The 19,948-nt window shown below is 63.0% G+C and carries 21 protein-coding genes and 2 other RNA genes; 9 read left to right on the plus strand and 14 right to left on the minus strand.

What is annotated here, in order from left to right; all coding sequences use genetic code 11:
- Positions 1-107: 107 nt before the first annotated feature.
- From XdyCFBP7245_RS05520 to XdyCFBP7245_RS05540, 5 genes are all read right to left on the minus strand, one after another.
- A complete protein-coding gene (locus XdyCFBP7245_RS05520) occupies positions 108-623 on the minus strand; it encodes a hypothetical protein (RefSeq protein ID WP_005989851.1) in 516 nt (171 codons plus the stop codon).
- A 336-nt stretch (positions 624-959) separates the two neighbouring features.
- The gene (gene panE / locus XdyCFBP7245_RS05525) at positions 960-1,898 is read right to left on the minus strand and encodes a 2-dehydropantoate 2-reductase (protein ID WP_104614757.1); all 939 of its coding nucleotides are present in this window, start codon (positions 1,896-1,898) and stop codon (positions 960-962) included.
- A gap of 119 nt (positions 1,899-2,017) precedes the next feature.
- Positions 2,018-2,815 (minus strand): DUF3800 domain-containing protein, encoded by a 798-nt coding sequence (locus XdyCFBP7245_RS05530; protein ID WP_104614758.1) that lies wholly within the window; start codon positions 2,813-2,815, stop codon positions 2,018-2,020.
- On the minus strand, positions 2,779-3,591 hold the full coding sequence (locus tag XdyCFBP7245_RS05535) for an ABC transporter permease (RefSeq protein ID WP_211287645.1): 813 nt from the start codon (positions 3,589-3,591) through the stop codon (positions 2,779-2,781). Before XdyCFBP7245_RS05535 ends, XdyCFBP7245_RS05530 begins: the two co-directional genes overlap by 37 nt.
- A complete protein-coding gene (locus tag XdyCFBP7245_RS05540; protein ID WP_104614760.1) occupies positions 3,588-4,583 on the minus strand; it encodes an ABC transporter ATP-binding protein in 996 nt (331 codons plus the stop codon). Before XdyCFBP7245_RS05540 ends, XdyCFBP7245_RS05535 begins: the two co-directional genes overlap by 4 nt.
- Positions 4,584-4,618: 35 nt before the next feature.
- Between XdyCFBP7245_RS05540 and XdyCFBP7245_RS05545 the strand changes: the two genes are divergently transcribed.
- Positions 4,619-5,446 (plus strand): ferredoxin--NADP reductase, encoded by an 828-nt coding sequence (locus XdyCFBP7245_RS05545; RefSeq protein WP_170068534.1) that lies wholly within the window; start codon positions 4,619-4,621, stop codon positions 5,444-5,446.
- A gap of 87 nt (positions 5,447-5,533) precedes the next feature.
- Here the strand turns inward: XdyCFBP7245_RS05545 and dmeF are convergent, their stop codons facing one another.
- Positions 5,534-6,535: a CDF family Co(II)/Ni(II) efflux transporter DmeF gene (gene dmeF / locus XdyCFBP7245_RS05550; RefSeq protein ID WP_104614762.1), complete on the minus strand. Its 1,002-nt coding sequence runs from the start codon at positions 6,533-6,535 to the stop codon at positions 5,534-5,536.
- A 65-nt stretch (positions 6,536-6,600) separates the two neighbouring features.
- Between dmeF and XdyCFBP7245_RS05555 the strand changes: the two genes are divergently transcribed.
- Entirely contained in the window at positions 6,601-6,873 is a 273-nt protein-coding gene (locus tag XdyCFBP7245_RS05555; RefSeq protein WP_104614763.1) for a metal/formaldehyde-sensitive transcriptional repressor, read from the plus strand.
- A 121-nt stretch (positions 6,874-6,994) separates the two neighbouring features.
- On the opposite strand, the gene XdyCFBP7245_RS05560 is transcribed toward XdyCFBP7245_RS05555, so the two are convergent.
- The 5 genes from XdyCFBP7245_RS05560 to XdyCFBP7245_RS05580 form a co-directional block, all read right to left on the minus strand.
- The gene (locus tag XdyCFBP7245_RS05560; protein WP_104614764.1) at positions 6,995-8,554 is read right to left on the minus strand and encodes a GH39 family glycosyl hydrolase; all 1,560 of its coding nucleotides are present in this window, start codon (positions 8,552-8,554) and stop codon (positions 6,995-6,997) included.
- A 375-nt stretch (positions 8,555-8,929) separates the two neighbouring features.
- A non-coding RNA gene (locus XdyCFBP7245_RS05565) (sX9 sRNA) lies at positions 8,930-8,999 on the minus strand.
- A gap of 218 nt (positions 9,000-9,217) precedes the next feature.
- Positions 9,218-9,628, minus strand: a complete 411-nt coding sequence (locus tag XdyCFBP7245_RS05570) for a nuclear transport factor 2 family protein (protein WP_104614765.1) — start codon at positions 9,626-9,628, stop codon at positions 9,218-9,220.
- 4 nt (positions 9,629-9,632) lie between these two features.
- Complete coding sequence (locus XdyCFBP7245_RS05575) at positions 9,633-10,646, minus strand: MBL fold metallo-hydrolase (protein ID WP_244907770.1); 1,014 nt, start codon at positions 10,644-10,646, stop codon at positions 9,633-9,635.
- Complete coding sequence (locus tag XdyCFBP7245_RS05580) at positions 10,567-11,205, minus strand: DsbA family protein (RefSeq protein WP_104614767.1); 639 nt, start codon at positions 11,203-11,205, stop codon at positions 10,567-10,569. The genes XdyCFBP7245_RS05575 and XdyCFBP7245_RS05580 overlap by 80 nt, the downstream gene beginning before the upstream one ends.
- Before the next feature lie 68 nt (positions 11,206-11,273).
- Between XdyCFBP7245_RS05580 and XdyCFBP7245_RS05585 the strand changes: the two genes are divergently transcribed.
- Positions 11,274-12,230 carry a LysR family transcriptional regulator gene (locus XdyCFBP7245_RS05585; RefSeq protein ID WP_211287646.1) on the plus strand — a complete coding sequence of 319 codons (957 nt, stop codon included), beginning with the start codon at positions 11,274-11,276 and terminating at the stop codon, positions 12,228-12,230.
- 66 nt (positions 12,231-12,296) lie between these two features.
- Here the strand turns inward: XdyCFBP7245_RS05585 and XdyCFBP7245_RS05590 are convergent, their stop codons facing one another.
- Entirely contained in the window at positions 12,297-12,719 is a 423-nt protein-coding gene (locus XdyCFBP7245_RS05590; protein ID WP_104614769.1) for a nuclear transport factor 2 family protein, read from the minus strand.
- Positions 12,720-12,747: 28 nt separating this feature from the next.
- Positions 12,748-14,343, minus strand: a complete 1,596-nt coding sequence (locus XdyCFBP7245_RS05595; RefSeq protein ID WP_104614770.1) for a GMC family oxidoreductase — start codon at positions 14,341-14,343, stop codon at positions 12,748-12,750.
- 135 nt (positions 14,344-14,478) lie between these two features.
- On the opposite strand from XdyCFBP7245_RS05595, the gene XdyCFBP7245_RS05600 reads away from it, so the two are divergent.
- From XdyCFBP7245_RS05600 to XdyCFBP7245_RS05610, 3 genes are all read left to right on the plus strand, one after another.
- Positions 14,479-15,405 carry a LysR family transcriptional regulator gene (locus XdyCFBP7245_RS05600; protein WP_104614771.1) on the plus strand — a complete coding sequence of 309 codons (927 nt, stop codon included), beginning with the start codon at positions 14,479-14,481 and terminating at the stop codon, positions 15,403-15,405.
- Positions 15,406-15,530: 125 nt separating this feature from the next.
- Positions 15,531-15,977 carry an Rrf2 family transcriptional regulator gene (locus XdyCFBP7245_RS05605; RefSeq protein ID WP_104614772.1) on the plus strand — a complete coding sequence of 149 codons (447 nt, stop codon included), beginning with the start codon at positions 15,531-15,533 and terminating at the stop codon, positions 15,975-15,977.
- Positions 15,978-16,123: 146 nt separating this feature from the next.
- Positions 16,124-16,768, plus strand: a complete 645-nt coding sequence (locus tag XdyCFBP7245_RS05610) for an NADPH-dependent F420 reductase (protein WP_104614773.1) — start codon at positions 16,124-16,126, stop codon at positions 16,766-16,768.
- Between the two features lie 75 nt (positions 16,769-16,843).
- On the opposite strand, the gene XdyCFBP7245_RS05615 is transcribed toward XdyCFBP7245_RS05610, so the two are convergent.
- Positions 16,844-16,919: non-coding RNA, sX9 sRNA (locus tag XdyCFBP7245_RS05615), on the minus strand.
- A gap of 603 nt (positions 16,920-17,522) precedes the next feature.
- On the opposite strand from XdyCFBP7245_RS05615, the gene XdyCFBP7245_RS05620 reads away from it, so the two are divergent.
- Genes XdyCFBP7245_RS05620 through XdyCFBP7245_RS05630 form a run of 3 tightly spaced genes read left to right on the plus strand, consistent with a single transcriptional unit; the run spans position 17,523 to position 19,924 of the window.
- Entirely contained in the window at positions 17,523-18,110 is a 588-nt protein-coding gene (locus XdyCFBP7245_RS05620) for a hypothetical protein (RefSeq protein WP_104614856.1), read from the plus strand.
- Positions 18,107-18,307, plus strand: a complete 201-nt coding sequence (locus XdyCFBP7245_RS05625) for a helix-turn-helix transcriptional regulator (protein ID WP_055847119.1) — start codon at positions 18,107-18,109, stop codon at positions 18,305-18,307. Before XdyCFBP7245_RS05620 ends, XdyCFBP7245_RS05625 begins: the two co-directional genes overlap by 4 nt.
- A 54-nt stretch (positions 18,308-18,361) precedes the next feature.
- Complete coding sequence (locus XdyCFBP7245_RS05630) at positions 18,362-19,924, plus strand: alpha/beta hydrolase (protein ID WP_104614774.1); 1,563 nt, start codon at positions 18,362-18,364, stop codon at positions 19,922-19,924.
- Positions 19,925-19,948: the final 24 nt, after the last annotated feature.

Consider the following 19,948-nt stretch of genomic DNA (forward strand, 5'->3'; position numbering starts at 1 on the left):
CACAGCGTCGTGAGCATTCGTCAGCTGCGGGTGGCAATGGAGCGCGCACCCAGCACTCGCCACCACCATCCCCGCTCGATGATTGCGCAGTTGCCAGATCGCCGCTGTTATTCCTCGACCTCGCGGTCTTCGCGCTTGGTTTCTTCCATCGCTTCGGGTTCCAGCTCTTCGGCGCTGCGATTGAGTTTGACGAACACGCCCCAGGCGATCAGCAACAGCGCCGCGCACAGGCCGACGGCGGCGGCATACGGCAGCTTGGCCGGGTCGTCGTGCATCAGCTCGAAGATCGACACCAGCGTTTCGATCGCCAACGCGATCACGATCACCACGAAGAACCGCGACAGGTAACGCCGCACGCGCGTGGGGCCGCTGACCTTGACGTCGCGCAGGATCTCTTCTTCGAAGATGGTCTGGCCCAGTTCCAGGGTCACCAGCGCCACGGTGAGCAGGCCGATGGCTTCCAGCACCACGTTGAAGCGGTCGCGCACCACCATGTCGCCACCCGGGGTGAAGCCATGCCACAACTCCAAGCCGGCCATCCCCACCAGTCCCGCCGCGCACAGCACGAAAAACGCCAGGATCACGAAGTGACCGGCACGGAACAGGTGGCTGAGCAGCTTCATGGCAGGCGACGCGGGCGGTGGGACGCAGAGCATCATGGGCACCGCGTCGTGATGGCGCGAAGGCTGCGCCAACCCGGCGCGCCCTCATCCGGCGCGTTGCGCCACCTTCTCCCGCAAGCGGGAGAAGGGAAGTGCTAGAGCAGCGAGGTGTAGCTCCCGCGTGCGGCAGAAGGGACGTGCCGGAGCAACTGGAGACGCAGGCCATCGGCCCAGTGCCGTGTAGCGACCGGCATTCTTGGTCCCGCTCCCTTCCCCCGCCTGCGGGGGAAGGTGCCCGAAGGGCGGATGGGGGGACGGCGCACATGCGCAGCCCGCGCACCGTTGCCTGCCACCTTCTCAGCTATGCCGCAGCACCTGATACGCCTGTAGATGCACATTGGCGGCCATTAGCAGCGGTCCATTGCGACCGGTCTCGCGCACGCGCTTGAGCATGTCGCCAACGATCTGCGCTGCTTCCACCTCCTGGCCGGCTTCCAGGTCGCGCAGCATCGACGCCTTCAACGGCGAGTCCACCTGCAACAACGTCTGCAACGCCTTGGCGCGTGCGCCTTCCGGAATCGGTTGTCCGGCCGCATCGGCCGCCCACAGACATTCGTTGTACAGGCCGTTGATCAACGCTCGCCCGTCGTCGGTGGCCACGATCGCGCCGATCGGGGCGCGCATCAGGCAGGTAGCCGCCGCCAGCGCAGTGAGGAAGCTGTACTTGATCCACTGCTCCTGCGCGATCTGCGTACTGGCCACATGATCGATACCCGCCTGCGTGCACGCTGCGGCAAACGCCTGCACGCGCGCCGAGTCTGCGCTGCCATCGCGCTCGCCAAAGGTGAGCGCCGCCGGCTTGCCCAGATGCAGGATCTCGCCATGCTCGCCCTTGGTCGCGCTGATGAAGCACAGCCCGCCCAGCACCCGCGCCGCGCCGAAGCGCTCGTCCAGCGCCGCGTAATGGCGCAGGCCGTTGAGGATCGGCAGCACCGTGGTGTGCTCGCCCACGGCCGGTGCAATCGCATCGAGCGCGCTGTCCAGGTCGTAAGCCTTGCAGCTGAGGATCACCAGGTCGAACGGCTGCTGCGCCACCAGCGCCGGCAAGGCAGCGGCGGTGACATGCGCCACCTGCAGATCCGCATCGCCCAGCGGGCTGCGGATGCGCAATCCCTCGGCCTGCAACTGCGCCGCCCGCGCATCGCGCACCAGGAAGGTGACGTCCACGCCGGCCTGCGCCAGCCGTCCGCCGAAATAGCCGCCGGTGCCGCCAGCGCCAAGGATGAGGATATGCATCAAAATCTCCGTTCAGCTTGATGGTTGGAGCGTGTCAGGGCAGGGTGGTAAAATCCCAACCGGATCGGGGATTCTCGGTCGGCATCAGGCTCTGGCGGAATCGCCGGAGCCTTTTGTTTTTACGGGTAGCACTTCAACCCGTAGCCGAGATAACGGCCAGATGCATCCTTGTCTAGCTTCTGCTCGATGACATCCCACGCGCGATTGGGTTGGTCGGGCCGCAACTGCCGCATGCCGATTGGACGTGCGACCAGATCAACCAGCTGCAGTCCGATCGCGTTGCTTTTCTTGTCGCAGATCACCGGATCGAATGGCAGTTCGACACCAGAAAAATTGTCGCCGCCGCAAATCCGGCGAAATGCCAATTCCAGGTCCTGATCTTCGTTATGTCCACGCGCCTCGCACAGCACGTGCGTGATCAACGGCGCGCCGCGTTGCGCAACCTGGCCCTGCTTGCTGAGCTTGTAGTACATCCGCTCAAGGCAGAAACGCATCGAGATTTCGTACGGATTTTCGCCGCGCTGGCGATGCTGGCGATCCTGAAGACGACGTTTGTCGATGACAGCGGCAAAAACCGTCATCGGCGCGGAGGCCAATGCATCGGTCAGAGCATCGATAAACGCCTGCTTCTTGTCGCGATCACGCAACAGCGAAAACGGCCCGATATCCCGGCGTATCTCACGTTCGTGCAGCACCACGGCATCGTGGCCGAACGTCGCAAACTTGATCCGTTGAATCGCCGGTACCACTGCAGCCATGTAATCGCGTTTACTGATCAGGCAGCAAGACAGCACGAACAACGGGAAGGCCGAATCGATGTTGGCCATCCCATGGTCACCGCTCTCATCCACGAACACGATGTAGTCGCTGAACTGCACTCTCAGCTCCGCAACCCCACGCCACGGCGCAGCAGCCACAGCGCCAGCGCGCTGAGTACCGCGACAAAGCCCAGCATCAGCGCGTAGGCCACCCAGATCGGCACGTCGGAGCTGCCGAGCAGGCCGTAGCGGAAGGCGTTGACCATGTAGAAGATCGGGTTGGCATGCGTGGCCGCCTCGGCCCAGCCGGGCAGCAACTTCACCGAATAGAACACGCCGCCCAGGTAGGTCAGCGGGGTCAGGATGAAGGTGGGCACGATCGCCACGTCGTCGAACTTCTTGGCGTATACCGCGTTGACGAAGCCGGCCAGCGAAAAGATGATCGCGCCCAGCAGCACGGTGGTCAGCGTCACCAACGGATGCGGGATGCGCACGTGGGTGAAGAACATGGCGATGACCAGCACCAGCGCACCGACCATCACCCCGCGCAGCACCGCGCCGGACACATAACCCCACAGGATCACCCAGTTGGGCATCGGGCTGACCAGCAGCTCTTCCACATGGCGGCCGAACTTGGCGCCGAAGAAGCTCGATGAAATGTTGCCGTAGCTGTTCTGGATCACGCTCATCATCACCAGGCCGGGCACGATGAACTGCATGTAGGTGTAGCCGCCCATGTCGCCCACGCGCGAGCCGATCAGCCCGCCGAAGATCAAAAAGTACAGCGTCATGGTGATGGCTGGCGGCACCAGGGTCTGGCCCCAGATGCGCAGGATGCGCTGCACTTCGCGGCGCACGATGGTGCCTAGCGCGATCCAGTTGCGTTGGCGGGGTGTTGCGGGAACAGCGGACATCGAAGGCTCCGGGAAACTCATGGGTGACCTGCCGGGCGCACGGGCGCCGCTGCAGCAGGAGCCGGGTCGGCGAGGGTCTCACCGGGGCCGGTCAAACGAACGAACAATTCTTCCAGCCGGTTGCTCTTGGTGCGCATCGAACGCACCCGGATGCCGGCATCGCCTAGCGCGGCGAACACGCGGTTGAGGTCCATCGCGCGCGGCATGTCCAGATCCAGCGTGTGGCTGTCGATGGCGGTGAGCGTGGTGCCTTCGATCGCCGGCAGCTGCGTGGGCAGGTCGCCGTCGATATCGAACAGAAAACCTTCCACGTCGAGCTTGGCCAGCAGCTCGCGCATCGGCCCCTGGGTGACGATCTGGCCGTGGTTGATGATGGCCAGGTTGCGGCACAGGTGCTCGGCTTCTTCCAGGTAATGCGTGGTCAGGATGATGGTGGTGCCGGCGGCGTTGATCTCTTTCAGCACGCGCCACATGTCGCGGCGGATCTCGATATCCACGCCGGCGGTGGGCTCGTCCAGGATCAGCAGCCGCGGCTGGGTCATCATGGCGCGGGCGATCATCAACCGCCGTTTCATGCCGCCGGACAGCGTGCGACTCATCACCTGGGCCTTTTCCCACAGGTGCGCGCGGCGCAGCTCCACTTCGGCCAGACGCTCGGCTTCCGCACGCGGCATGCCGTAGAAACCGGCGTAGTTGACCAGGATGTCGAAGGGCTTTTCGAACAGGTTGAAGTTGACTTCCTGCGGCACCAGGCCGATCAGGCGCATCGCCTCGCTGCGATGGGCGACCAGATCGGTGCCGAACACTTCCACCTGCCCGCCGGACAGGTTCACCAGCGAGCTGATGATGCCGATCAAGGTGGACTTGCCCGCGCCATTGGGGCCGAGCAGGGCGAAGAAGTCGCCCGGAACCACGTCCAGCGACACGCCCTTGAGCGCCTGGGTGCCGTTGTCGTAGGTCTTGCGCAGATCGCACACGCGCAAGGCGGGCGCACTGGGAGAGGGTGAATTCAAGATGGTCCTTCGCGCCAGGATGCCGGCGCAGCGAGTTGCAGACCGTTATTATAGAAGCCCGTGGGGGTTCGCCCCGATCACAGACTGTCCCAAATACGTTCGTGTCCGTTCAATTCCCCCTCAAACTTGTCGACCGGCGCATGATTGCGCCCACCGTGGCCCACTGCCAGTTCGTGCGTGATGACGGGCAGCCGCTGGATTTCCAGCCCGGGCAGTTCATCCAGATCCACTTCAACGGCGCCGACGGCACCCCGACCAAGCGCAGCTATTCGCTGGCGACCATCCACGATCACGCGTTTGGCCCGGGCGAGGCAGTGGATATCGCGGTGAGCTTCGTGCCCGGCGGCTCGGCCACCGCGCTGTTCGAAGGCCTGCAGATCGGCGACCAGCTGCAGGCCAGCGGCCCCTACGGGCGTTTCTGCCTGCCGCCGGGCGATGCCAACCAGCGCTATGTGCTGATCGCCACCGGCACCGGGGTCACCCCGTACCGGTCGATGCTGCCGTTGCTGGCCGAGGCGATCGCCAGCCGTGGCGTGCAGGTGGTCCTGCTGCAGGGCGCGCGCACCCCGGCCGAGCTGCTGTACGGCGAGGATTTCCGCGCGTTTGCCGACGCGCACCCGCAGTTCCGCTACGTGCCGTGCCTGTCGCGCGCGCTGCCTGACTCGCCGCATGCCGATGTGCGGCACGGCTATGTGCAGCAGCATCTGCCCGAATTCGCGCCCGATGCGCAGACCGATATCGCCTACCTGTGCGGCAACCCGGACATGGTGGATACCTGCGTCGAGGCGCTGAAGGCTGCCGGTCTGCCGAATGCGCAGATCCGCCGCGAAAAATACGTCAGTCCGCCACCGGCAAAGACCTGAGGACCGCCGGCGCCGCCGCGATGGCGCCGGCAACCGCAGGCGCGCTGCCCCGTCATGCAGCGTGCCTGCGGTTGCACACGCGCGAGGCTATGCCCGCGCAGTGTGCAGTGGCGGGCGTTGCAGCTCGACCGTGATGTGCACCAGTTCTTCGTGGATCTGCAACGCAGCGCGGACCAGGTCCGCATCGATGTCTGCGTCAGTCACCAGGCTGAGCACGCAGGCATAGCGATCGCTGCCGACGCGCCACACATGCAGGTCGGCGATGGTGATCGCATGCGCAAGCTCGGCAATGACCTGCCTGACTTCCGCGACCACTGGCGCGTCCATTTCCGCATCCAGCAGCACGCGGCCGGTACTGCGCAGCAGCCCCCAGGCCCACACGGTGACCAGTACCGCGCCGACGATGCCCATGATCGGGTCCAGCCACGTCACCCCCCAATGCATGCCGGCGACCAAGGCCACGATCGCCAGCACCGAGGTGGCGGCATCGGCGACCACGTGCAGATACGCGGCACGTAGATTCAGATCGGCGTGACCGTCGTGGTGGTGAGCATGCTCACCATGCGCGTGACCATGACCATGACCATGATGCGCGTGCTCATGCCCATGGCTGTGATCGTGCCCGTGCGCATGCGAGTCGCGTAACCACCACGCACAGACCAGATTCACCAGCAGGCCGATGACCGCGATGACCGTGGCTTCCTGATAGTGAATGGGCTTAGGCGAAAACAGCCGTTCCACCGACTGGAAGGCCATCAGGCCGGCCACGCCCAGCAACAGCATCGCACTTGTATAGCCGCCAAGCACCTCGACCTTCCAGGTGCCGAAGGTAAAGCGCACGTCGCTGGCATGCCGCCGCGCAAAGCGGTAGGCGAACAACGCCAACCCCAACGCGAGCGCATGCGAGCTCATATGCCAGCCATCGGCGAGCAGCGCCATGGAATTGAGTGTCCAACCGCCGACGATCTCCACCACCATCATGGCCACGGTCAGGATCACCGCCTTGCGGGTACTGCGCTCGGCCAGCGGGTTGCTGCTGGCAAAGCGGTGCGACTGCGCGCAGTGGGTCGCGGTGTGCGTGATCGACATCGGTATGAGCTCTGGCTACGATACCCCCATAGGGTATCTGAGATACCCCCATGGGGTATAGGGTAATGTCACATCTAAACCACGACAAATCCAGGCTCCTGGCGCGCGTGCGCAGGATCCGCGGGCAGGTGGAAGGGCTCGAGAAAGCCTTGGCGCAGGACGTGGACTGCACCGCGCTGTTGACCCAGGTCGCCGCGTTCCGTGGTGCGGCGCAGGGGTTGATGGTCGAGTTGCTCAGCGAGCATCTCAAGCATCACGTGGCCGCGCCGGATACGCTGGGCGACCGGGAGCTGGCGGTCGACGATGTCGCCGCCATCCTCAAGACCTATCTCAAGTGACGCCGCTGCTGGCCTGATATCGTGACGCGGATTGCCTGGGCACCGGCGCCAATCGCAGCGCCCATCCCTGCGCGCTGCAGCCACGGCGATGACGTGGCTGGCAGCATCGGCGGTGCATCGCTCAGCGCGGCTGCAAGGTCACCAGCACCACATCGTTGCTACGCATCGGCACATTGACCTCCGCCAGGCCATCGGCGCCGACACGGATGCGTGTGTCCTGCTCGGGCGTGTCGCGCGTGGCCTGCTGCAGCTGGGTCAGCTGTGTCGGGTTCAACGCCTTGGGCAGGCCCATGTCGATGTACAGCGACAGCGGGTCGTTGCGCCGGTAGCCGGTCTTGCGCACCTGCAAGGTGTAGTTGCCTGCGGGCACGTTGGTCATGCGCAACTGCAGCGGTGCGCTCTCGGTGGCGGCCACCAGCTTGGTATAGAACGGCGTATTGCTCACCGCCTGCACCGGCTGCTGCCAATCCCACACCAGCGCGGCGATGCGCTTGCCATCCACCGCTGCCAGCGCATGCGCATCGGCCAGCGGAATCTCGCGGCCCTGCAGCGCGTTCAAATATTTGTAGGCAAACCATGCCGGCTTGCGAATGCCTTCGCGATTCATCAGCCCGAACCCGCCATGGAACGGCGTCGGCGGCGGGCCGGGTTCTTCGAACAGATCGGTATAGGTCCAGTAGCTCATGCCCTGCACCAGTCCCTGCACCTGCTTGAGTTTGGTCAGGATGTAGGGCGCACTGATATAGCTGTCGTGGACATAATCGCGCGGCGTGTAGCTGCTGCTCCACTCGGTGAAATACAGCGGCAACTGCGGAAACGCCGATGCCTCGATCTGCGCATGCACGCGACGCACATCGCCCACGATGGCATCCGGCGATGCGGACAGCTTGACGTCCTGCTTGCCGTCTTCATCGAGAAAACCGCCGTCCACGCCATAGGTATGCGTGGTGACGAAATCGATGGGGAGTGTGTTCTTGGCAACGAAGGCCAGCAGCTCCGGCACCCAGTCCGCGCCGGCAGTGGACGGGCCGCCGACGCGCAGCTGCGGGTCGATCGCCTTGATGGTGCGCGCGGTGTTGGCATACAGATCGAAGTAGGCCTGCTGGTCGGCGTTTTCCCAGAAGTCCTTCAAATTCGGCTCGTTCCACACCTCGAAATACCACTGCCGTACTTCATCGGCGCCGTAGCGGTCGCGGATGTGCCGCACATACGCATCGATCAACTGGGTCCACTTGGCCGGATCCGGATGCGAGGTGTTGCCCTTCCAGTAGAACAATGTCTGCTCGGAGGTTTTCATCGCGCTTGGAGTAAAGCCCAGCTCGACAAACGGGCGAATACGCTTGGCCAGCAATGCGTCGTACAGCTGGTCCAGCTTGGTCCAGTCGTACACCAGCTTGCCGTCCACTTCTTTGACGGTGCCAAGCGCATCGTGGAAGACATCGTGGAAGCGGATGTAGCGAAATCCCAGTTCCTGCACAGCAGGCACCAGATGCGCTTGCGTCTGGGCGCGGATCAGCGTGCCCGGAAAATCCGAGCCCACCGACAGCGTGGCGAAGCGATCCACCGGCTTTCCGGCGGTGGAGAGATCCACTGCAATGTCGCGCGGTGCGGCGGCGTACGCCAGCGCCGGTAACCCGGTGCTGCAGGCCAATGTCATCGCAAGCAAGGTGGGTAACCGCATCGTCTCTCCTGATGGTGTGTGCAGCGGTCGATGCAAAACGCATCTGCGCGATGACGCGCGCTGGCGTTCTGCCGATGACCGTCGCCGGGCGCTCAAGAGTAACGGAAAGCGTGTGCTGGATTGCGCAAGCAGCTGTGGTATTTCCACCTGCGATGACACACCGCAGTCGCGTTCGTTAGCGATCGCATCCGTTGCATGAGGCGAGCAGCGGCGCCGCCATTGCAGCAGCGCGGTGCGATGGTGTGTGAGTGCGGGTTGTCCCAGCACGCTTGGCAGAAAAAATGCTTGGCAGCAGGGGGCGCACCTTCGAGCGACCACCGCCGGAGCCCTGTCGCAGCTGATCGACTTCGCCACGCCGCACGAGCAGCTAAGAGCAGCCAATAAAACCTAGCGAGCAGTCGTCGGGGGGCGGCGCGTAGGGTACCGGAGTGGACGCATGGTCCATGCCACACCGAGCATCGGCCGCACCCGCTTGGCGATGCGCACAGTCGCGTTGTTAGCTGCTCTGCATCATCGCGATCCCCGGTGTGGACCACTTGGCCAATGCAATCTGGCTGACTCGGGCGCGCCGCTGCAATCGGTCGTGGGCTTTCGAACGTGGTCTTGACGATGCCAGACATCGTCAAGACCACTGCCTGCGCTACCACGTCCGCAAATCTGCTGCTAACCCTGCGGTTCTTCGGCGACTGCGATCGCCTGGTGAACCATCAAGCTATCGACATACTGCTCCATGCTCTGGATCTTGCCGTCCTTGAGCCGATACAGATGCGCGAAGGTTGCGCGCATGAATTTCCCGGTCTTTGCGTAGGTGCCGGAATACGCGCCAAATGCTGCGACGTAGTCCTTGTCGGCCAAGTACGTGTGGACCTCGGCCTTGTAGCCCACCCACTCGGTCGCCAGCCGATGAAACACCTGTTCGAAGACTTCTGCTGGACCGGTATAGGTCCCCGCGTAAGGGAAGCCTGCCGCCTCTGTCCAGGTGGCCTCAGGCGCTAGCGCTGCGGCTAGGTGCTTGCCGTTTTCTTCGGAAGAGCCTTCATAGGTGGCCCGGATGATGTCCAGATTGGTCTTCATCGGATCAACCCCACTTCATCTCGCCCTTGGCGACTTTCGCACCGATCTGCAGTGCCGTGCCCATGCCGGCTCCCGGATAGCGCTTGGTCATGGCGTCGATGAGCGCGGCGCTATTGGACGCCTTGCCCAGTTCTTCTTCGAATGCCAACAAATAGTCGCGCGTGTAGTGGATCGCCGACACGTCGGTCGCCGCGCCCGGTGCCATATGTCCAGGAATCACCAGCGCCGGTTTGCGGGCCGCCATCGCATCGAGTGTCTTGATCCATGCCTTACGTCCTTCCGCACTCGGCGTGTCGGCCGTCCAGACGTGCACGCCAGAGAACACCAGCACGCCACCGAAGATCGCATCGAGCGATGTGAGTGCGAGGTAACGGCGGTTGGCCAGACCGTCTGCATCGACAATGGCGATGGATTGGCCTTCCAGCGGGATCGCGTTGCCATCGAATGCGTCCGGCATGACGATGTCTGCAAGTGTCTGCGGCCCGTTCTCCTTGAGCTGGGGACCCCAGGTCGCAAGCTTTTTTTCGACGCTGCGCTTGATGGCCGCAACGGTCGCAGATGCGGCGATGATGCGTGCATCCGGAAACGCGGCCTTGATCGGGCCCAGGCTGAAGTAATAGTCAGGGTCGCTTTGGCTGACGTAAATGGTGGTCAGCGTCTTGCCATTGGCCTTGATTGCATCAGCCAGCGCCTTGCCATCGGGTAACGTGAAGCCGCCATCGATCAGCACCGCTTCGCGCGTGCCGGAGATCAGGACCGGCGCGCGAAAAAACCCGTTTTCGCCTGCAGGAAAATGCTGCAGCTTTAAAGGCGCCTGTGCGGCGATTGCAGTGTTGACGGCGGGGAGGGCTGAGGCGATACCTGCCACGGCAATGGTTTTCATGAGGTCTCTGCGTGTCGTCATGGTTGGTTCCTTTTGGAAAGATGCAACGGTGTTTTCAAGCGGCCTGAAGTTGACGTACGAATGCGCTTGGATCGGTGTAGGCGGCATGTGCATCGATCTGCCAGCGCTTCCCACCGGATTCTGCGATGAACGTCGGTACGCCTTGGACGCCGAACTCACGCATCAGCGCTTGCGCACTTTCAATGCGCGTCCGATTCACGGCGAGAAGCTCAGCATCTGCCTGCGCCAGCCGTGTGGCGGCGTCCGCAAGGTGCAGGTCTTCTAGAAGCCCGACCAGCCCGGCAGTGGTGGTCACGTCTTTCCCGTCGACGTAACGGGCTTGTTGAATGGCCGTCAGCGTTGTCAGTTGCTGTGTCGGTGCCACCAGGGAGACCGCGGTCAGCGCCAATGTGGCTGCACCACTGTCGAAGGGGTGCTGGCGATCGCCGAGAACCTGCTGGCGATAGCGCTCAGTGAAACGCTGCCCGGTCAGATGTTCGATGCGCTGATCGTTCGCCCAGGCAAACGCGGCGAATTGATCGTCCATCGTCCGTGCACCCTTGCCGGCGAACAATCCGGAAGGCTGCAGTTGAACAGCGATGCCAGGCGCGGTGGCCAGTGCGGAAATGGTCGACGCTGCGCCATAGCACCAGCCGCAAAGTGGGTCGAACAGATAGTGCAAGGTGGTGTTCATGCGCTTTCCTCGTGACTGTGGGGTCCATCCTAGGGGGCGGTATTGATCGATAAACACATACGTGGTAAATGAGCCGTATGTTGAAAGCATCCAATCAAGCGGGGGACGGACCCGGCGACCTCGGCAATCTCCGCCGCCTGGCGTACTTCGTCGCCGTGGTGGACACCGGCTCGTTCACCGCTGCGGCCGAGCGCCTGGGCATCACCAAGGCGGTAGTGAGCCAACAAGTGGCTCGGCTGGAACGCGAGTTCCGAACCTCTCTGCTGGTGCGCACCACGCGTAAAGTGCAACCCACCGAAGTGGGGCAGGAGTTCTACGCGCGCTGCGCATCGATTCTGCGCGAGGCCGAGCATGCGTTTGACGGCTTGGCCGATCGATCCGCCGAGCCGTCGGGGATGTTGCGGCTCACCGCACCGTTCGACTATGGCGTGGGCGTGGTGGTGCCTGCGATCGCTGCATTCACCAAGCGCTATCCCCTGTGCAAGGTGGATGCGGTGCTCAGCGACCAAACGCTGGATTTGATGTCCAGTCATATCGAAGTTGCCATCCGGGTCGGATGGCTGGCCGAAACAAGCGAGCAAGCGCGAAAAATTGGCACCTTCCGCCAACTGCTTGTCGCTCCCGCATCCATGGCAGCAGAGCTCGCAACGCTCGATAGCCCGGCCGACATCCTCTCGCTGCCCTTTGTCGCCAATACGGCGTTGCGTGATCATTTGCGGTGGACCTTCTCGTCGGACCAGCGACAGACCCAGGTGGTACACGTGCAGGCATCCATTTTTCTGGATGCCACGATGGCGGTGCGCGAAGCGGTGTGCCAGGGCGCCGGCTTGTCCGTGCTTCCAGACTATGTAGTGGCAGCGGACCTCACTGCAGGGCGCCTGATTGAAGTACTGCCGCATTGGCACCTGCCTTCGGGCGGTATCCATGCGGTATTTCCTGCTGCCCGTTATCGCCCGACCAAGGTCCGCGCATTTGTGGACATGCTGGTCGAGCGAGAAGCCTTGCGACAATCTACCCAGCGCTAAGTCGCGGTTTGCCACGTGCGGCCTTGACCGCAGGCGCCACCGGGGCCGCTCCCCAACCGATCACGCTTAGAACTTTGCGTCGCTCAGTGCTGCCAGAAACGCCATCGGATTCCAGTATTCGCGGTAATTGACCACCAGGCCATTCTTGAACGTCGCCACCGTGGCATAGCTCATTTCATACGGGTTGCCGTTGGAGATGACCGTGCCCGACGCACTCCACTCGGCGATGGCCACGTTGGGATCGTCGGTGGCATGGATCTTCAGGCTCGGGATGGTCTTGACGTCGATCACGTTCGGGTAATTGCGCAGGTACTCGTAAATGGCGGCGCGACCTACCAGTTTTCTGGACGACACATCGGGTGCGAACGGGAACTCAACGACCACGTTCTCATCGCAGAGTTCGGACCAACCTTTCATATTCTTGGCGAGAAACGTGTCCAAGGTGCGTTGTAGAAGTTGGACTGCGGTGTGGGTGCCTGGTGTGTTCATGCGTTGCTCCGGTGGGTTGGTGGTGTGGTCAGGCGTTTGGCCAGATCCAGTTGGAGGCGATACGTTCGGCCAGCATCATGGTCGGGAATGCTGTCGCGACCGAAGGCACGTCGGGCCAGATCGATGCATCGACAACACGCAATCCCTCAATCCCGCGAACGCGGCCATCGATGTCGACCACGGCAGTCGGGTCACGCTCGCCTCCCATCGGCACAGTGGAGGTTGGATGTTGGTAGGTCGCCACGCTGGCAGGCAGGGTGGCATCCAGCGCGGCGCGATCGCTCACAGCTGCACCCGGCGCGAGCTCGCCGCCGACCACATCTGCAAACGGCGTGTGCCGTGCGATGTTCCGGATCAATTGCACGCCGTCGATCAAGCGCTCCCGATCGCCTGCGTCGCTGAGGAAACCCAGATCGATGATCGGTGGCGCCTGCGGGTCGCGGCTGGCGATGGTCACAGAGCCGACCGATCGCGGGCGCACCAGCGCTGCAAATAGCAGGAACATGGCGTTGTCGGATGACTGCCCATCGTCGGGCAGCGCTGCAGTGCTGATGTTGAGGTCGGCCTCATCCCCGACGGCATGCTGCGATCGCGTCCACAGCATGGCGCCGATGGGCGGATACGGCAGGCCGACGGCTTCCTTCTTAATCGACCACACGGTCGGAACCAGCGGATGGTCCTGCAGGCGACGGCCCACCGGCAGATCGGCCACCACATCGATGCCGAGGTTACGCAGCGTGTCGGCAGGGCCGATCCCCGAGCGCATCAGGATCGCAGGACTGGCGTAGGTGCCTGCCGATAGAACGACTGCATCAGCGCTGATCACCTCGCCACTGGCCAGCCGGACTCCGGTGGCGCGCGTACCTTCCAGCACGACGGCATCGACCAGCACCTGGTCGCGGATGGTCAGGTTGGCGCGGGTACGCACCGCCTCGCTCAGCAGGGTCATGCCAGTGGTGAGCCGCACGCCCATGCGGGTGTTCATGACATAGGGACCGACGCCCAGTGGGTGCGCGGTCGCAAACCCGGCCGAGCGCTCATGGCCTGCAGCGACGGCGGAGGCAATGAAGGCGCGGTGCTGGTCTGACACTTCTTCGTCGCCAAGCTGATGCACGGGAAACGGACCGTCATGGCCAGTCCCACCGGTCCCGGAGGTACGCTCCAGCGACTGGTAGAACGGCTGTGTGGCGTCCCAGCTCAGTGCCGCCAGATCGTGTTCCCGGGCCCAGCGGTCGTGGTCAGACTTCGGCAACCGCATCGCCACTGCGCCATTGATCGCGGACGAGCCTCCCAGCACCTTGCCGCGATTGAGTGGCATGCGCCTGCCGAGCAGGCCAGGCTCCGATTGAAAGCCCCAGTCGTGTTGTGGATCGCCGCCCACCAGATCCTGGCGCCGTGCTGCGTCCGGATACGCGTTCGGTGCATAGGCCACGCCTGCCTCGATCAACAGCACGCGACGCGATGCATCGGCACTCAGACGGTTGGCCAATACGGCGCCGGCGGACCCGCCACCCACGATGATCAGGTCGTATGAAGCACCTGATGCATCGATGACGTCTACCGCATTGGAACGGGGCTGCGGTAGATCTGTGCCGGTGCTTCCAGCGTCGTTGCGATCGATCATCGAGAGTGGCTTGTGAAGGTGTGACGGCGATGCTGACACCTGCGTGTTACTGCCAACAAGCCTGTATTTTTCGATGCGATCCATCGTTTAATCCGTTGGATGGGCGGGTAAGCAAAAATCACATAAGGCGCCGACATGCTGGATGGTCTATCGCTCGATCAACTAAGAACTTTTATCGCCGCAGCCGAAGAAGGCAGTTTTTCATCGGCAGGCAGACGCCTTCGACGCACGCAGTCCGCCATCTCGGAAACGATGAATAATCTTGAACGGCAGCTCGGCGTCCTCCTGTTCGATCGGCAGGGCCGATATCCCAAGCTGACCCCGGAAGGGAAGGTGCTGCTCTCGGATGCAAGATCCATCATCGCAGGCGTCGAGAATCTCAAAGCCAGGGCGAAAGGGATATCCGGCGGCCTGGAGTCTGAGCTTGTCGCAGTGATCGACGTTTTTTTCCCGATCATCGCCATGGCAGAAGCCGCGCACGAATTTCGTGTCCAGTTTCCGGACACGCCGCTGCGGTTATTTGTCGAGGCGCTTGGCGGCGCGATGCAGCCGGTGGTCGATGGCCGCGCCAGCTTTGGTGTTGTCGGGTCCTTGCAGATATTGCCCAGTGGCCTGGAGTCGGAACAAATTGCCACGATCGACTTTGTCAGCGTGGCAGCCAGTCATCACCCGCTTGCCGCTTATGACGGGCCGATCCCGCGCGAGGAGCTCGCCAAGCATGTGCAACTGGTATTGACGGACCGCTCCAGCATCTCGGAAGGGCAGGAGTTCGGGGTGCTGTCTCCGCTGACCTGGCGGTTGGCGGACCTGTTTGCCAAGCATGCTTTTCTTCTCAGTGGTCTGGGGTGGGGCGGCATGCCGTTTCACGCGGTTTCCAACGACATCGCCGAAGGACGGCTTGTCGTGCTTCCGATCGAGGCCACGCCGGTGGGGGGATATCAGATGCCCATCTCGGCGATCTACCGCCTGAGCGCGCCGCCGGGCCCTGCAGGCCGCTGGATGATCGAGCGTCTGAAGCATTGCACCAGGGGCCGGCAGGTCGCCACGGACCTCCCGGACTAGCGGGGCATTGGGCGGTTGGTGCGTCGAATGGCGCCCAGACAGGCAGAGATCGAACAAAAAGATGGACACGCTCAACTATATGTATTAGTGTTTGTTACACACATTCACTAGATCCACTTCAACCCATGCCCACCAGCAGCCGTTTCGCCGTCGCCACCCATATCCTGACTGCGCTTGCAGTGGGCGATGGCACGCCGATGCGTTCGGAGGACTTGGCGTATTCGGCCAATACCGGTGCTGTGGTCATCCGTGGCCTGCTGTCGCGCCTCAGCGAGGCAGGGCTGACGCGTTCGCAACTTGGCGCCGGCGGTGGCGCGATGCTGGCCAAACCGGCCAAGCAGATCAAACTGCTCGATGTCTATGCGGCGGTGGAGGATACGGAGCTGTTTGCAGTGCATCGGACGCCGCCCTGCAAGAGTTGTGCGGTGGGCGGTAACATCCTGGCCGCGCTTGAACCGACATTGACCCGAGCGCGCAAAGCACTTGAAGGCGAACTCGGAAAAACCACCATCGCAGATGTGGCCACCGACGTCGCTCGGCTGGGAAACTTCTCGATTCCTCTGGTCCTGTAATTTTTCAGCTTAAATGTCGATAAGTCGGCGACACATATATATTTCGATGGATTACGTCGACATCAGAGCCGCCAGTGTTTTGGGGTGCTGGCAACCTCTCTCACTTTAGAACCCCTCAACTTCAATCACATCAACAGGAATAGATCATGAGCATCGGCATTATTGGTTCTGGCGCGCTTGGCGCCAACGTCGCACGTGCACTCGCCAAAAAAGGGATTGCAGCATCGATTTCAAACAGCCGTGGACCGGCTTCGCTCGCTGCGCTGGTCGATGAGCTTGGCCCTTCGATTACCGCAGTCACCGCTGCCGAAGCGGCGAGCGCCGACATCGTGATCGCCGCGGTACGCTGGGTCGATGCCGAGAACGTCATGACTGGCCTGCCAGCGTGGAATGGGCGCATCGTGATCGATGGCACCAATCCAGTGGAGTTTATCGACCCGGCTTCTGCGGATGCCAACGATCCCAGCAATCCACTGGCGGCCTACGGCATCAAGGCCGTGGATCTGGCGGGCAAGCACTCGAGCGAGGTGTTCAAGCACTTCGTGCCAGGGGCGAGGGTTGTCAAAGCGTTCAATCACCTCGACGTCAACGTCCTGGCCGAACCGGAAGTAGCCGGCGGCAAGCGCGTGCTGTTCTATTCCGGGGACGACGCTGCCGCTAAGGCCGAGGTGCACGCGCTCATCGACGCGATGGGCTTTGCGCCGGTCGACCTCGGATCGCTCGATGTCGGCGGGACGCTTGCATCGCTGCCTTTCGGCTCGCTCTCTGCACAGAACTTCGTAAAGCTTTAATACAAGGCGCCATATTGCGGGTGGATGGAACAGAGGTTCCATCCACCCGCACTGTTTTTGCAAACGATGAAGAATGGCTAACACCACGTAGCGAGCAGTCGTCAGTGGGTGTGAACGGCGCGCTCAAAACCGGCGTGTACGCGTGGACCATGCCGCACCGAGCACCGGCCGCGCCCGCCTGGCGGTGAGCACCGTGTTTTTTTCGCTGCGCTAAAGTCAAAGCGGTCATGCTCAAGCCTTTGGTCGTTTGGCGCACGTCTTGCCACGAAGGTGCGCGGTGCTGCGCTTGGCGCTTTCCAAAACCTTAGGCAGCGTTCGCTAATGCCGCAGTGCTGGCATGCGATGCCCACAATGAGCGGTATCTCAGTGCGCGAGTAACACCATCTTGGCCAATTCCCCTCTATACGTGGCACGGATAGGAGGCGAATGATCGCTCTATGTCGTGTGCGCGACGTCTTATGCGTACCGACCTAGCGCCTTTGGAATATCCCCGCAGCGGTATCCGCTGTGATGGCCGGTCACCGCATGCATCTGCCCTCCATATCGATGTCAAGGACGCTTGACACGTTGCACATCTGCGCGCACTCTGGTTGTCAAGGAAGCTTGACACGGGGTGTGGGGTGAACAACAGCGCAAACATGTCGCCGGTGCATGCATTGCCTTGCCGTGCTGCGATGCTGCACGAATCCAGTTGCACTGCCCTGCAGCGGCGAACGATTCGCGTGCAGGCATCCACGATGCCGGTGGACGCACGATGAGCGCGAAGACAGCTGCACTGCGTGCACTGCCGGTGGGTAGCGTTGTCCTGATTCTGCTGGGCGCCTTGCGGCGCTGGCTGCCGTGGCAGGTGAGCGATTACGCGCAGGGGCTGCTGATCGGCGTCGGCATGGGTGGTTTGCTGGTGGCGCTGATGCTGCACCTGTCGCGCGACAGCCTGCGCGACAGTGCGCCGCCGGCACTGGTGCACCGTTACCGCATGGAGTTCGCGCCGCCGATGCTGGGCTATGTTGCGGTGATGCTGTGCTGGCGGCATCTGCTGGCCAGCGTGGACGCCAACTGGATCCGCGTCCTGATCGCATTGCTACCCGCGCTGCTGCTGATGTTCGTGGTCCGTGCGGTGGCGCGTTTTGTGCGTGATTCGGATGAAATGCAGCGCCGCATCGAGCTGGAATCGATCGCCATTGCCGCGGGTGTGGTGAGCATGGCGTACATGACTGCCGGCTTCCTGCAATCGGCGCAGCTGATCGCGGTGCCGGCAGCGGCGGCGATGATCTGGGTGTTTCCGGTGCTGTGCATCACCTATGGCCTCACCAAGGCCATCAATGCACGCCGCTATCAATGAAGAGTCGGGTACGTGCATTGCGCGAAGCCAGCGGCTGGTCGCAAGGCGAGTTGGCCGAGCAGTTGGGCGTATCGCGGCAAACCATCAATGCGCTGGAGACCGGCAAATACGATCCCAGCCTGCCGTTGGCGTTTCGCATCGCACGCTTGTTCGGCGAGCCGATCGAGCACGTGTTTCTGTATGACGATGATCAGTAGTTGCGGTGGTCACAACGACCGTCGGCAACGTCAGGCAATGGGCACCAGGAGAGGATGGACATGCTGAAACAACTGAATGTGGCCGCCGCCGTGCTAGTCGCGCTGCTGGCCGCAGGATGCCAGCGCGCACAGGCGCCCGCTGCCGGCAACGCCGGCACATCCGCGGCCGGCGCCGCGCAGCCGCGCACGACAAACACGCAGACAGACACTGCGGCCGGCAATCGCTATGGCAGCCTGCAATTTGCACCGTGCACGTTGAGTTCCGGCAGCGCGGCGGGCAATATCGAAGCGCAGTGCGCCAGCCTGCCCGTGCCGGAAAATCCGGCCGCCCCCAAGGGCCGCAGCATCGCGTTGAAGATCGCCTGGCTGGAAAGCGACGCCGGTGCGGGCAGCGCGGCGGACCCGGTGTTTTTCATTGCCGGTGGCCCAGGTCAGTCGGCAACCGAGGTGTCTGCCATTGCTGCCGCTGCCTTGCGCGAAGTGCGCAAAAAGCGCGACATCTTCCTGGTCGATCAACGCGGCACTGGCGGATCGCACCCACTGCGTTGCGAGACCGCGGACGGCAAGCCCTTGCAGGCGGACATGGCATCCAGCCCGGAACAGCTCACCGCCTATGCGCGTCAGTGCGCACAAGAACTGGAGCGCCACGCCGATCCGCGCTACTACACCACGGCCGAAGCGATCGGGGATCTGGATGCGGTCAGGGCCGCGTTGGGCGCGCAACGGATCGATCTGGTCGGTGTGTCGTACGGCACGCGTGTGGCGCAACAGTACGCCAAGCGCTTTCCGGCGCAGACGCGTGCGATCGTCCTCGACGGCGTTGCGCCCAGCGACCTGGTCATCAGCGGCGAGTTCGCGCGTACCTTCGAAGATGCGCTGATGTTGCAGGCCGAACAGTGCCGCGCCATCCCGGCCTGTCGCACGCGCTTTCCCACCGACGTCCGCACGCAATTGCGCACCGTCATGGAGCGGTTGAAGACCGACTCGCCGCAGGTGGAGTACCGCGACCTGCGCACCAACGCCATCAGGCGCGACCGGGTCACAGCCGATGCGGTGGTCGGCCTGGCGTTCACCTTCTCCTACGCACCGCAAAGCGCTGCCTTGCTGCCATTGGTGCTGGATGAAGCGGCCGCCGGCCATTACGCCCCGCTAATGGCGTTGTCGCATATGGACATGCAGATCAACCAGCCGATGCAGTGGTCGGTGGTCTGCGCCGAAGATGCCGACCGCTATCGCCCGGCACCGGAGCATCAGGCACTGCTGCTTAGCGAGGACGTGCCTCGCAGTGTGTTTGCCGCATGCCCGGTGTGGCCCACCGGCAAGCGTGCTGTGGACTTCACCGCACCGCTGCGCTCGCAGGTGCCTGCGCTGCTGCTGTCGGGGCAACTGGACCCGGTCACGCCACCGCGCTATGCCGAAACGGTGCTCAAGGGCCTACCGCATGGACGCCATCTGGTCGCACCCGGGCAAGGTCATAGCGTGATGGCGCTGGGCTGCATGCCGAAGCTGATGGCCCAGTTCATGGAAACCACCGACGCCAAGGCGCTGGATGCCAGCTGCGTGGCCAACCTCAACAACGTGCCTGCGTTCACCTCGTTCAACGGGTGGGAACCATGAGCCGCATCGACCACGCCACGGAGG

The sequence above is a fragment of the Xanthomonas dyei genome, from assembly GCF_002939865.1.
Classification (GTDB): Bacteria; Pseudomonadota; Gammaproteobacteria; order Xanthomonadales; family Xanthomonadaceae; genus Xanthomonas; species Xanthomonas dyei.